The organism is Ideonella sp. (assembly GCF_036277275.1).
In the GTDB taxonomy this organism is placed as follows: domain Bacteria; phylum Pseudomonadota; class Gammaproteobacteria; order Burkholderiales; family Burkholderiaceae_C; genus Ideonella.
The window spans coordinates 21,988-33,897 of the sequence record NZ_DASUNH010000141.1 but is presented as its reverse complement, the minus strand read 5'-3'; the positions used below and the strand labels follow the sequence as shown (position 1 = coordinate 33,897).

Annotated in this window: 10 protein-coding genes; 9 read left to right on the top strand and 1 reads right to left on the bottom strand. The window is 69.2% G+C overall.

Annotation, left to right across the window (positions count from 1 at the left end; all coding sequences use genetic code 11):
* The first annotated feature begins 42 nt into the window (after positions 1–42).
* From VFY73_RS24600 to rfbA, 6 genes are read left to right on the top strand one after another with little or no spacing between them, the layout of a single operon-like run.
* Positions 43–1,056, top strand: coding sequence for a glycosyltransferase family A protein (locus VFY73_RS24600; RefSeq protein WP_329723817.1), 1,014 nt, complete (start codon positions 43–45; stop codon positions 1,054–1,056).
* Positions 1,057–1,077: 21 nt separating this feature from the next.
* Positions 1,078–3,201, top strand: a complete 2,124-nt coding sequence (locus VFY73_RS24595; RefSeq protein ID WP_329723815.1) for an NAD-dependent epimerase/dehydratase family protein — start codon at positions 1,078–1,080, stop codon at positions 3,199–3,201.
* A gap of 13 nt (positions 3,202–3,214) precedes the next feature.
* Positions 3,215–4,435, top strand: a complete 1,221-nt coding sequence (locus VFY73_RS24590; protein WP_329723813.1) for a glycosyltransferase — start codon at positions 3,215–3,217, stop codon at positions 4,433–4,435.
* Positions 4,432–5,616, top strand: coding sequence for a glycosyltransferase family 2 protein (locus VFY73_RS24585; protein WP_329723811.1), 1,185 nt, complete (start codon positions 4,432–4,434; stop codon positions 5,614–5,616). The genes VFY73_RS24590 and VFY73_RS24585 overlap by 4 nt, the downstream gene beginning before the upstream one ends.
* A 24-nt stretch (positions 5,617–5,640) precedes the next feature.
* The gene (locus tag VFY73_RS24580) at positions 5,641–6,522 is read left to right on the top strand and encodes a WecB/TagA/CpsF family glycosyltransferase (RefSeq protein ID WP_329723809.1); all 882 of its coding nucleotides are present in this window, start codon (positions 5,641–5,643) and stop codon (positions 6,520–6,522) included.
* Positions 6,519–7,415, top strand: a complete 897-nt coding sequence (gene rfbA, locus VFY73_RS24575; protein WP_329723807.1) for a glucose-1-phosphate thymidylyltransferase RfbA — start codon at positions 6,519–6,521, stop codon at positions 7,413–7,415. The genes VFY73_RS24580 and rfbA overlap by 4 nt, the downstream gene beginning before the upstream one ends.
* A gap of 28 nt (positions 7,416–7,443) precedes the next feature.
* On the opposite strand, the gene VFY73_RS24570 is transcribed toward rfbA, so the two are convergent.
* On the bottom strand, positions 7,444–8,151 hold the full coding sequence (locus VFY73_RS24570) for a helix-turn-helix transcriptional regulator (protein WP_329723805.1): 708 nt from the start codon (positions 8,149–8,151) through the stop codon (positions 7,444–7,446).
* Positions 8,152–8,275: 124 nt separating this feature from the next.
* Here VFY73_RS24570 and rfbC point away from each other — a divergent pair, with 124 nt between their 5' ends.
* From rfbC to VFY73_RS24555, 3 genes are all read left to right on the top strand, one after another.
* On the top strand, positions 8,276–8,821 hold the full coding sequence (gene rfbC, locus VFY73_RS24565; protein ID WP_329723803.1) for a dTDP-4-dehydrorhamnose 3,5-epimerase: 546 nt from the start codon (positions 8,276–8,278) through the stop codon (positions 8,819–8,821).
* A gap of 16 nt (positions 8,822–8,837) precedes the next feature.
* Positions 8,838–10,181 carry a UDP-glucose/GDP-mannose dehydrogenase family protein gene (locus VFY73_RS24560; RefSeq protein WP_329723801.1) on the top strand — a complete coding sequence of 448 codons (1,344 nt, stop codon included), beginning with the start codon at positions 8,838–8,840 and terminating at the stop codon, positions 10,179–10,181.
* 171 nt (positions 10,182–10,352) lie between these two features.
* Positions 10,353–11,807: a mannose-1-phosphate guanylyltransferase/mannose-6-phosphate isomerase gene (locus tag VFY73_RS24555; protein WP_329723799.1), complete on the top strand. Its 1,455-nt coding sequence runs from the start codon at positions 10,353–10,355 to the stop codon at positions 11,805–11,807.
* The last annotated feature ends 103 nt before the right edge of the window (positions 11,808–11,910 follow it).

Here is an 11,910-nt window from a genome sequence, read left to right as displayed (position 1 = left end):
CTATTTGTCCTCTCCGCTCCCCGCAGCCTGCTGCCGCCCGCCATGACGCCGCCTGAGGCCGTCGCGTCGATGGCCGCCGGCGTGGTCGTGATCGGTCGCAACGAGGGCGAGCGGCTGATGGCCTGCCTGCGAGCCTTGCGGGTGCAGCCCCGGCCGGTGATCTACGTCGATTCCGGTTCGTCGGACGGCAGCCTGGAGCGCGCGCGCGCGCTGTGCGACGCCGTGCTGCCGCTGGATCCCGCGCGGCCGTTCTCCGCCGCCCGGGCCCGTAACGAAGGTGCAGCGCTGCTGCGCCAACGCCATCCGGACCTGCGCCACGTGCAGTTCATCGACGGCGACTGCCTGATGCAGCCGGGCTGGCTCGACGCCGCCGAAGCCGCGTTGGACGCCGATCCGAAGCTGGCCGTCGTGATCGGCCACCTGCAGGAGATGAAGCCCGAGGCCTCGGTCTACAACCGGCTGTGCGCGCTCGAATGGCAATCGCCGGCCGGGTTGATCGACAACTTCGGTGCGCTCGGCGGCATCATGATGGTCAAGCTGGCGGTGTTCGAGCAGCTCGGCGGCTTCCGGCCCGAGGTGATCGCCGGTGAAGACTCTGAATTCGGCGTGCGGGTCGGTGAGGCGGGGCAGCAGGTGCGCAAGCTCGACGTGGCGATGGCCCGTCATGACGCCGACATCCACCGCTTCTCACAATGGTGGACGCGCTCGGTGCGGGCCGGCCATGCGATCGGCCAGCGCGCCTTCCTGCACGGCGATGGCCCGCTGCGCGACTGCGCGCGCGAGCGCCGCAGCACCTGGGTCTGGGGCGTGACACTGCCGTTGTTGGTGCTGCTGACGGCGTGGCCCACGCGCGGCCTGAGCCTGCTGCTGCTGGGCGGCTACGCGTTGCTGGGCTGGCGCATCTTTCGTTTCCGCCGCGGGCGGGGCGACAGCGGCGCTGATGCCTGGCTCTACACCCGCTTCAACCTGCTGGCCAAGCTGGCCAACGGCCGCGGGCTGCTGCGCTTTCAATGGAACCGCCTGAGGGGGCGCTTCCGCATCATCGAATACAAATAGATCGAAAGAAGAACAACTGTCATGACCACCCCACGAATGCGCGTCGGCCTGCTCGGCGCCGGCTACATCCTGCAAGCCCATGCCAAGGCCCTGCAGGCCCTGCCCGAGGTCGAGATCGCCGCGGTCTGCGATGTCTCGCGCGGCCGCGCCGAAGCCGCGGCTGCCAGCTTCGGCATCCCGGGCGTGTTCACCTCGCTGGCCGAGATGCTGAAGTCCGGCATCGACGCGGTGCACGTGTTGGTGCCGCCGCAGCTGCACATCGACGTGACGCGGCAGATCCTCGAAGCCGGCGTGCACGCCTTCGTCGAAAAGCCGATGGGGTTGGATGCGGCCGCTTGTGCATCGTTGGCCGACCTGGCCGCCGCCAAGGGCGTCAAGCTCGGGGTCAACCACAATTTCCTGTTCCTGTCGTCGTACGAGCGCCTGCGCACCCAGGTGAAAGACGGCACGATCGGCCGGCTCGACCATGTCGCGCTGCGCTGGCTGTACCCGCTCGGGCTGATCCAGTTCGGCCCGTACAACAACTGGATGTTGCGCGCCGAGGCCAATCTGTTCTACGAACTAGGGCCGCACCTGGTGGCCTTCCTGCTCGACCTGGTCGGCCCGCTGGACGAGCTGCAGGCGCACGCCTCGTTGCCGATCGATCTGCCCGGTGCGCAGCGTGTGTTCCGCCACTGGAGCCTGACGGGGCAGAAGGGTGGCACGGGGGTCAGCCTGGAGCTGTCGGTGCAGCCGGGCCAGGCCGACCGCAGCGTTCGCGTGCGTGGTTATGCCGCCAGCGCCGAGCTGGATTTCGACCGGGACCTGCTGTTGGTGCAGGAAGCCCGCACCAACAGCGCCTTGTTCGACGGCCTGGGCCAGGGCCGTCGCAGCAGCGCCTCGCTGCGCGCACAGGCCTGGGGCAACTTCCAGCGCCAATTCATCTCGACGCTGAAAAAAGGCCCGCAGGCCAACGTCTTCCTCGACAGCATCGCGCGCAGCGTGGCCGCGTTCTATGCCGGCGTGCGCACCGGCCAGCTGGACGAGCGGCTCGATGGCCGCTTCGGCGCTGCGGTCATCCGCACCTGTGAGCACATCGCCGCGAGCGCCGGCGTGACGCTGACACCGCGGACGCAGCCCGCGGCCTCCGCCGCGCCTGCCAAGCCGGCAACCGTGCTGGTCATCGGCGGCACCGGCTTCATCGGCAAGCGCCTGGTGCGTGCGCTGCTGGCCAAAGGCCACGGCGTGCGCGTGTTGTCGCGCAGCAAGGCCAGCGCGCTGTACGAGCTGGAGGGCCTGCCTGTGGAAGTGGCCGAAGGGGCGCTCGACGACGTGGCGGCGGTCGGCCGCGCCTTGCAGGGCATCGAGGTCGTCTACCACCTGGCCAAGGCGGTTGGCCAGCGCTGGCAGGACTATGTCGACAACGACCAGAAGCCGACGCGGGTGCTGGCCGAGGCAGCGCTGGCCGCCAAGGTCAAGCGCTTCATCTACACCGGCACCATCGATTCGTACGACTCGGCCAGCCCGTCGACTGTGATCAGCGGCAGCACCGCGCTGGACCCGGCGATCGCTTCGCGCAACCTCTATGCGCGCTCGAAGGCGGCCTGCGAGGCGCTGCTGCTCGAGATGCACCGCAGCAAGGGCCTGCCGCTGGTGATCTTCCGCCCGGCGGTCGTGATCGGCGAAGGTTGCCCGCCCGCGCACTGGGGTGTCGGCATGTTCCACAGCGACACGCGGGTGCAGTACTGGGGCGACGGCCAGAACAAGCTGCCGCTGGTGCTGGTCGACGATGTCGCCGATGCGCTGGTGCTGGGGCTGGACAAGCCGGGCATCGAGGGCCAGTCGTTCCTGCTGACCGATGCGCCGCTGCTGAGTGCGCGCGAGTATGTCGACGCAGTGTCGACGCTGACGCAGACGAAGCTGCGCGCGACGCCGACGCCGATCTGGAGGTTCTTCCTGCTCGATGTCGCGAAGGAGCTGGTCAAGAACGCGATCCGTCACCCGAACCGCAAGACCCCGAGTCACCACGACTGGGCCTGCCGCCAGCTGGCGGCGCGCTTCGACAACAGCCACAGCCGCCAGGTGCTGGGCTGGCAGCCGGTGGGCACGCGCGAGGGGCTGATCGAACGCGGCATCGCCGCGTCGGTGCGGCACTACCTGCGCTGATCGGGGCTCCGGCATGCGTGTGGCCTACTTGGTCAACCAGTACCCGAAGGTGAGCCACACCTTCATCCGGCGCGAGATTGCGGCGCTCGAACGCCACGGCGCCAGCGTGCTGCGTTTTGCCGTGAGGGGCTGGGATGCCGACGTCGTCGACCCGGATGACCAGGCCGAGCGCGGCCGCACGCACTACCTGCTGCAAGGCGGTGTGGGGCGTTTGTTGGCTGCGATGCTGGCCCAGGCGCTGGCGGCGCCGGCCCGCTTCTTCGCGGCGCTGGCATTGGCGCTGCGCATGTCACGCCGCGCCGACCGGCCGTGGCCGTTTCACCTGATCTACCTGGCCGAAGCCTGCGCGCTGGTGCGGGCGCTGAAGCAGCAGGGCGGGGCCGAGCAACTGCACGCGCACTTCGGCACCAATGCGGCCGAGGTCGCGATGCTGGCCCAGGCGCTGGGCGGCCCGCCGTTCAGCTTCACCGTGCACGGCCCGGAAGAGTTCGACAAGCCACAGTTCCTGGGGCTGGCCGAGAAGATCAAACGGTCCAACTGCGTCATCGCGATCAGCGCCTACGGTCGCAGCCAGCTGTGGCGCTGGGCCGCGCTGGCCGACTGGCCCAAAGTGCGTGTCGTGCATTGCGGGCTCGAAACATCGTTCTTCGGCGACGCGGCGGTGCCGCCGACAGCGGCGCCGCGGCTGGTCTGCGTTGGGCGCTTGTGCGAGCAGAAAGGCCAATTGCTGCTGGTCGAGGCGGCGGCGCAATTGGCGGCCGAAAGCCTGAAATTTGAGCTGGTGCTGGCCGGCGACGGCGAGATGCGGCCCGAGGTCGAAGCGGCGATCAGGCGCCATGGCATCGCCGACCGGGTGCGCATCACCGGCTGGATCTCGAGCGCGCAGGTTCGCGACGAGCTGGCCGCCGCGCGGGCGCTGGTACTGCCGAGCTTTGCCGAAGGGCTGCCGGTGGTAATCATGGAGGCGATGGCCGTCGGCCGGCCGGTGCTCAGCACCTATGTGGCCGGCATACCCGAGCTGGTGCGCGACGGTGTCGAAGGCTGGCTGTTCGAAGCGGGCTCGCCCGATGCCGCGGCGCGCGCCATGCGGGCGTGCCTGGCCGCATCGCCCGAGGCGCTGGGCGCGATGGGAGAGGCCGGCCGTGCCCGGGTGCTGGCGCGCCATCAGGTCGACAGTGAAGCGGCGCGCCTGCTGGCGGCGTGGCGCGAGGCGCAGCGGGAGCCGGTGCGATGATCGTTGCCCTTCTCGTGGGTGTGCTGTTGGGGCTGGCGGTACTGCTGCTGGCCGTCCCGGTGCTGGTGTTCACGTTGGAGATCGCGGCGGCCTGCCTGCCGGCGCGGCGCGGGGTCGGAGCGGCGCCGCGGCCTGCGGTGGCACTGCTGGTGCCGGCGCACAACGAGGCGCTGGGCATCGCTGCAACGCTGCGCAACCTGCGGGCGCAGATGCGTCCGGGCGACCGCTGCGTCGTTGTCGCCGACAACTGCAGCGACGACACCGCCGAGCGTGCGCGGGCCGAGGGCGTCGAGGTCGTCGAGCGCCGGCATGCCACCCAGCGCGGCAAGGGCTATGCGTTGGCGTTTGGTGTCGAGCACCTGCGCCAGGCGCCGCCGCCCGTGGTGGTGATCGTCGACGCGGATTGTCAGCTCGACGCCGGTGCGCTGGATGCACTGGCGGCGGCCAGCGCGCGCAGCGGTGCGCCGATCCAGGCCAGGTACCTGATGACCCACGAAGGCGCCGTCGGCCTGAACGGCCGCGTCGCCGAGTTCGCCTGGCGGGTCAAGAACTGGGTCCGACCGCGCGGCGCTGCCAGGCTCGGCTGGCCCTGCCAGCTGACCGGCAGCGGCATGGCCTTCCCGTGGGCGCTGATCGAATCGGCCCCGCTGGCCAACGGCAGCATCGTCGAAGACATGCAACTCGGCCTGGTGCTGGCCCGCGCCGGCGATGCCCCGCAGTTCTGCGAAGCGGCGGGCGTCCGCAGTACCTTCCCGACCGGTGCCGCGGCCATCGCCAGCCAGCGCACGCGTTGGGAACACGGTCACCTGGGCATGTTGGCCGACCACGCACTGCCGATGCTGCAGCAGGGCGTGCAGCGCGCCGATTGGCGCTTGCTGGGGCTGGCGCTGGATCTGGCGGTGCCGCCGCTGGCGTTGCTCGTGATGCTGGTGACGGCGCTGTGGGCGCTGGCCCTGGTGATGGGCTGGTTCGGCGCCGGGTCTGGCCCGCTGTGGGGCGCCAGTGGCCTGTTGGCCATCCTCGCGAGCGGGGTGATGGCGGCCTGGGCGGGCTGGGGCCGCGCGGTGCTCGCGCCGTGGGACCTGATTCGCGCGCCTTGGTACGCCGTCTCCAAACTCGCGATCTACCTGCGCTTCTGGTCGCGCCGCCAGAAGGACTGGGTGCGCACCGACCGCGAATAGCGGCATGCCAGAATTTTCCCGCCGATGAGCCGCCAGCCTCCATCCCCCGTCTCGCCCCGCCCGCCTGCTGCGGTGGCGCCGCCGACGAACTTCCAGATCGTGCCGCGTGCGTGGCCGCGCGTGCCGCTGCTCAATGTCTGGGCCGACGACCTGACAATGGCGCAACTGCTGGACCGGCTCGATGCCGACGGCGGCCTGGTCTTCACGATCAACCCCGACCACCTGTACCACCTGCAGACCAACGCGGCCTTCGTCGCGGCCTACCGCAGCGCGGACTTCATCACTGTCGACAGCCACTATGTCGACCTGGCATTGCGCTGGCAGGGTGTGGGCGTGACCGAGAAGATCACCGGCTCCGACCTGATGCCGGCCTACTGCCGCCGCCACGCCGCCAACCCGGCGGTGCGCATCTTCCTGCTCGGCGCGGCGCCAGGTGTGGCCGAGCGCGCGCGCCAGTCGTTGAACGCGATGGCCGGGCGCGAGCTGGTCGTCGGCGCGCACGGCCCATCGATGCAGTTCGTCGACGACGAGGCCGAAATCGACAGCGTGCTGGCGATGGTGCGCGCCAGCGGCGCCACCGCGCTGATGCTGGGCCTGGGTGCGCCGAAGCAGGAGATCTGGCTGGCCCGCTACCGCCAGGCGCTGCCCGGTGTGCGCGTGCTGATGGGCGTCGGCGCGACGATCGACTACGAAGCCGGCGAAGTCAGGCGCGCGCCGGTCTGGATGCGCCGAATGGGCCTCGAATGGGCCTATCGCGTGCTGAGTGAGCCGCGCCGTTACGGCATGCGCTACCTGCGCAACGCCCGTTTCCTGTGGTGGATGGCGCAGGCACGCGCCGGCCAGTACCAAGATCCCTTCCCGCACGCGGGCCCCGCGCCGCGGCCCCAAGCCGGAGACCATTCATGAGCACCGCACCCGTCGCCCGCAAGGGCATCATCCTGGCCGGCGGCTCGGGCACCCGGCTGCACCCGGCCACGCTGTCGATCAGCAAGCAGTTGATCCCGGTCTACGACAAGCCGATGGTGTATTACCCGCTGTCGGCGCTGCTGCTCGCCGGCGTCCGCGACATCCTGCTGATCAGCACGCCGCAGGACACGCCGCGCTTCGAGCAACTGCTGGGCGACGGCGAACGCTGGGGCATCTCGCTGCGGTATGCCGTGCAGCCGAGTCCCGATGGCCTGGCGCAGGCCTTCCTGATCGGTGAACAATTCTTGAACGGCGCGCCGAGCGCGCTGGTGCTGGGCGACAACATCTTCTACGGCCACGACCTGGGTCGCCGGCTGCAGGCCGCGGCTTCGCGGCCGAGCGGCGCGACCGTGTTCGCCTACCCGGTGACCGACCCCGAGCGCTACGGTGTGGTCGAGTTCGACGCCGCCGGGCGCGCGGTCAGCCTGGAAGAGAAGCCGGCCACGCCGAAGAGCCGCTATGCGGTCACCGGGCTGTACTTCTACGACGAGCAGGTGGTGGACCACGCCAAGGCGCTGACACCCAGCCCGCGCGGCGAGCTGGAGATCACCGACCTGAACCGGCGCTACCTGGATGCCGGCCAGCTCGACGTGCAGATCTTCGGCCGTGGCGACGCCTGGCTCGACACCGGCACCCACGACAGCCTGCTGGAGGCGGGGGCGTTCGTGCAGACGCTGGAAAAGCGGCAGGGCCTGAAGGTCTGTTGCCCGGAAGAAATCTGCTGGCGCCAGGGCTGGATCAACGACGAGCAGCTCGCCGGGCTCGCGGCGCCGTTGGCCAAGAGCGGCTACGGGCGCTATCTGCAGCAGGTGTTGCGCGACCGGGTGTTCTGAGCACCCGTCGCGGGGCGCCCCCGGCGCATCAGCTCATCATCGGGCTGTTCTTCAGCGCGGTCACCAGCGGCGGCAGCAGGGCCACCTGTTTGACCAGCTCGACCATGCTGTTGCAGTGCGTCTTCTCTTTGAGGTTGTGCACGTGGCTGCGCACCGTGGCCACCGCCACCCCCATGCGTTCGGCGATCTGCGTCGGCCGCAGGCCCTCGCACAGCGCGGTCAGCACTTCCTCCTCGCGCTGCGACAGGCCGCGTTCACGGGCGAAGGCGCCGACCGATAGTTTTTCGACCAGTTGCGCGCGCTGCAAGGTCAGCAGCACCGCGTTGCCGCTGGCGCTGTTCGACAGCGGCAGCGGCAGCGGCACGATCGACAGGCCCACGCGCGCCGGTGCGGTGCCCAGGTTCAGCAGGCAACGAACACCGCGGTGGCGGGCCGCGTCGAGTGCGTCACCCAAGGCTTGCTGTTCGTGGTTGTCGCGCGCGCGCAGGCGGCGGCTGCGCAGTTCGAGCGGATGGTTCGAGCCCAGCTCGCGCAAGGCGGCGTGGTTGGCGTGCACCACCAGCGCGTTGGCTGACAACAGCATCAGGCCGTAGTCGACCTCGTCCAGCACGCAGGCCATCAGCCGCACCAGGCCGGCGTTTTCGCCGCCACGGCGCTCGGGCCCCCGGTAAGCGAGCTCGGATTCAAGGGCGGCCAACTCGATGTTCATGGTGGTGGTCTTGCGGGAGGCGGGCATGCGGATTCCTGGCCACCTGATCTTCGGCCCGTGGCGCCCGGACTGGAGCGGGCCACGCCGACCAAAGCGTGAACAAGTGGTTACGAGCCCGGCTCGCGTGGCCTGCATGGGACAATCCCGCCCCATGAGGATCGAGAAAACCGCCATCGACGGCGTGCTGGTGTTCGAGCCGAAGTTGTTCGGTGACGAACGCGGCTTTTTCATGGAAAGCTTCAACCAGCGCCTGTTCGACGATGCGGTCGGCGCGCCCGTAGCCTTCGTGCAGGACAACCATTCCCGCTCTGCCCGTGGCGTGTTGCGGGGCCTGCATTTCCAGCGCGCCCCGCATGCCCAGGGCAAGCTGGTGCGCGTGGCCGCCGGTGCGGTGTTCGACGTTGCGGTGGACATCCGGCCCGGCAGCGCCACCCATGGCCAGTGGGTCGGAGTCGAGTTGAGCGCCGACAATCACCGCCAGCTGTGGATCCCGCCGGGCCTGGCCCACGGCTTTCTGGTGTTGAGCGACTCGGCCGACTTCCTCTACAAGACCACCGACTACTACGCCCCGCAGGCCGAAGGCTCGCTGCGCTGGGACGACCCCGACCTGGCGATCGACTGGCCGGACGTCGGCGTCGTGCCGGTGCTGTCGCCCAAGGATGCGGCTGCACCGTTGCTGCGCGAGCTCACCCCCTGACCTCCTCACCCGCACCATGAAAATCACCGTCATCGGCACCGGCTACGTGGGCCTGGTCACCGGCGCCTGCCTGTCCGAAATGGGCAACCACGTCGTCTGCCTCGATGTGGACGCGCGCAAGATCGAGATCCTGAATGCCGGTGGCATCCCGATTCACGAGCCCGGCTTGCAGGAGATCGTGCACCGCAACGCCGCTGCCGGCCGGTTGGAATTCACCACCGACGTGGCCCGCGCCGTCGGTCATGGCACGCTGCAGTTCATCGCGGTCGGGACGCCGCCCGACGAAGATGGTTCGGCGGATCTGCAGTACGTGACCGCCGCGGCCCGCAACATCGGCCGCCTGATGACCGACCACAAGGTCATCGTCGACAAGAGCACGGTGCCGGTCGGCACGGCCGACAAGGTGCGTGCCGCGGTCGCCGACGAGTTGGCCAAGCGCGGCGTCGACCTCGCGTTCTCGGTCGCGTCGAACCCCGAGTTCCTGAAGGAGGGCGCGGCGGTCGAAGACTTCATGCGGCCCGACCGGATCATCATCGGCACCGACGACGAGCGCGCGACGCTGCTGCTGCGGGCCTTGTATGCGCCGTTCGTGCGCAACCACGACCGGTTGCTGGTGATGGACATCAAGAGCGCCGAGTTTTCGAAGTACGCCGCCAACGCGATGTTGGCCACCCGCATCAGCTTCATGAACGAGCTGTCACGGCTGGCGGAAGCCGTTGGCGCCGACATCGAGCAGGTGCGCGTCGGCATCGGCTCGGACCCGCGCATCGGCACCCACTTTCTCTATGCCGGTGCCGGCTACGGCGGCAGCTGTTTCCCGAAGGATGTGAAGGCATTGGCCCGCAGCGCGGCCGACGCCGGCCTGCCGAGCAAGATGATGGCTGCGGTCGAGGCGGTCAACGAAGAGCAGAAGCAGGTGCTGGTCGACAAGATCGTCGCTCAGTACGGCGACGACCTGCGCGGCAGGACCTTTGCACTGTGGGGCCTGGCCTTCAAGCCCAACACCGACGACATGCGCGAGGCGCCCAGCCGCGTCATCGTGACCGAGCTGATCCGGCGCGGCGCAACGATCCAGGCCTACGACCCCGTGGCTGCAGCCGAGGCCAGGCGCGTGCTGGCGCTGGACCTCGGCGATGAGGCGCTGGCCCAACAGTTGCGCTTTGTTTCTTCTGCGCCGTTGGCGCTGGCGGGTGCCGATGCGCTCGTCATCGTTACCGAATGGAAAGAATTCCGCACACCTGATTTCGACGCGCTGGCGTCGACGCTGGCCGATCGCCGCATCTTCGACGGCCGCAACCTCTACGATCCCGCCCTCGTGCGCAGCTTCGGCCTCGACTACCGCTCGATCGGCCGCGCCTGACCGTCCGTCGTCCCGGCCCGGCCGGGCGTGACGGATTGCCCATATAACACGGCCCGATCCTTGCCTACTAGGGGGCCGGGAGGGCAAGGGTTCTTTGCCACAATAGCCCGCACTTGCACTGCGACGGTGATTCGCCGCGGTGCCTATTCCGATTTGCCAAAGAGGTTGTCCATGTCCCGATCCATTTCCGTGTTGCCGGTGATCATGGCCGGCGGCAGCGGCACGCGGCTGTGGCCGCTGTCGCGCGCGGGTTATCCCAAACAGTTCCTGGTGCTGACAGGCGACTCGAGCCTGTTCCAGCAGGCTGCCGAACGCGTGGCCCAGCTGGCCAGCGACGACATCACCGTCGAACCGCCCGTGGTCGTGGGCAATGCCGAGCACCGTTTCATGGTGCTGGAGCAGTTGCGCGAGCTGGGCATGGACAGCACCGCCGTGGTGCTGGAGCCGTCCGGCCGCAACACCGCGCCGGCGTTGACGCTGGCGGCTTTGCAGGCCCAGGAGGGCGGCGCCGATCCGGTGCTCGTCGTCACCCCGGCCGACCAGACCGTCGCTGACAGCGCTGCCTTCAACCATGCGTTGCAGAACGCCGTGCGCGGCGCGGCCGATGGCTCGATCGTCATCCTCGGCATCACGCCCGACAAGCCCGAGACCGGCTACGGCTACATCCGTGTGGCGCCAGGCGCGATGGGCAATGAGCTGGCGACCGTCGCCCAGTTCGTCGAGAAGCCGAATCTGTCGACCGCCGAGCGCTACCTGGCCGAAGGCGGCTACTACTGGAACAGCGGCATGTTCGTGCTGAAGGCCTCGGTCTGGCTGAAGGCGCTGCAGACCTTCCGCCCGGACATCCTCGAAGCGACGAAAGCCTCGTGGGAAGCCAAGCGCGCCGACGCCAAGTTCGTGCGCCCGGGCAAGAAGGAATTCGAGCAGGTGCCGGCCGAGTCGGTCGACTACGCCGTGATGGAGCGCTGCCCCGGCAGCGCCTTCGACATCCGCATGGTCCCACTGGCCGCCGGCTGGAATGACCTCGGTGCCTGGGACGCGGTGCTGCAGGTTTCCAGCAAGGACGGCGCCGGCAACGCATCGGTCGGCGACGTGATGATGGAAGACACCCGCAACACGCTGGTGCACGCCTCGGGCCGGCTGGTCAGCACCGTCGGTGTCGACAACCTGGTCGTGATCGAGACTGCCGATGCGGTGCTGGTGGCCGATGCCAGCCGCAGCCAGGACGTCAAGAAGATCGTCACCAAGCTGGCGGCCCACGGCCGCGGCGAAGGCCTGCTGCACCGCAAGGTGCACCGCCCCTGGGGTTGGTATGACTCGATCGACGCGGGCCCGCGCTTCCAGGTCAAGCGCATCATGGTGCGCCCGGGCGCGTCCTTGAGCCTGCAGATGCACCACCACCGCGCCGAGCACTGGATCGTCGTCACCGGCACCGCCGAAGTGACCTGCGGCGAACGCAAGATCCTGCTGTCCGAGAACCAGAGCACCTACATCCCCCTGGGCGAGGTGCACCGCCTGGCCAACCCGGGCAAGGTCGACCTCGAGATCATCGAGGTGCAGTCCGGCAGCTACCTGGGCGAGGACGACATCGTTCGCTACGAGGACACCTACGGCCGCACGGCCTGACCTGTGGCCCCTGTGTCACCTTCGGCGACGGCCCGGCCTCGACAGCGGGGCCCCGTTGCCCGATGACGGCCCGGCGGCAACTGAGTGCCCTGCACGGAAACCG

What these genes read in the sequence shown, in the direction of transcription:
- VFY73_RS24580 (WP_329723809.1), top strand. Translation starts at nt 5,641, where the DNA reads ATGAGCCGCCAGCCTCCATCCCCCGTCTCGCCCCGCCCGCCTGCTGCG.
- VFY73_RS24595 (WP_329723815.1), top strand. Translation starts at nt 1,078, where the DNA reads ATGACCACCCCACGAATGCGCGTCGGCCTGCTCGGCGCCGGCTACATC.
- VFY73_RS24560 (WP_329723801.1), top strand. Translation starts at nt 8,838, where the DNA reads ATGAAAATCACCGTCATCGGCACCGGCTACGTGGGCCTGGTCACCGGC.
- VFY73_RS24555 (WP_329723799.1), top strand. Translation starts at nt 10,353, where the DNA reads ATGTCCCGATCCATTTCCGTGTTGCCGGTGATCATGGCCGGCGGCAGC.
- VFY73_RS24600 (WP_329723817.1), top strand. Translation starts at nt 43, where the DNA reads ATGACGCCGCCTGAGGCCGTCGCGTCGATGGCCGCCGGCGTGGTCGTG.
- rfbC (WP_329723803.1), top strand. Translation starts at nt 8,276, where the DNA reads ATGAGGATCGAGAAAACCGCCATCGACGGCGTGCTGGTGTTCGAGCCG.
- VFY73_RS24585 (WP_329723811.1), top strand. Translation starts at nt 4,432, where the DNA reads ATGATCGTTGCCCTTCTCGTGGGTGTGCTGTTGGGGCTGGCGGTACTG.
- VFY73_RS24590 (WP_329723813.1), top strand. Translation starts at nt 3,215, where the DNA reads ATGCGTGTGGCCTACTTGGTCAACCAGTACCCGAAGGTGAGCCACACC.
- rfbA (WP_329723807.1), top strand. Translation starts at nt 6,519, where the DNA reads ATGAGCACCGCACCCGTCGCCCGCAAGGGCATCATCCTGGCCGGCGGC.
- VFY73_RS24570 (WP_329723805.1), bottom strand. Translation starts at nt 8,151, where the DNA reads ATGCCCGCCTCCCGCAAGACCACCACCATGAACATCGAGTTGGCCGCC.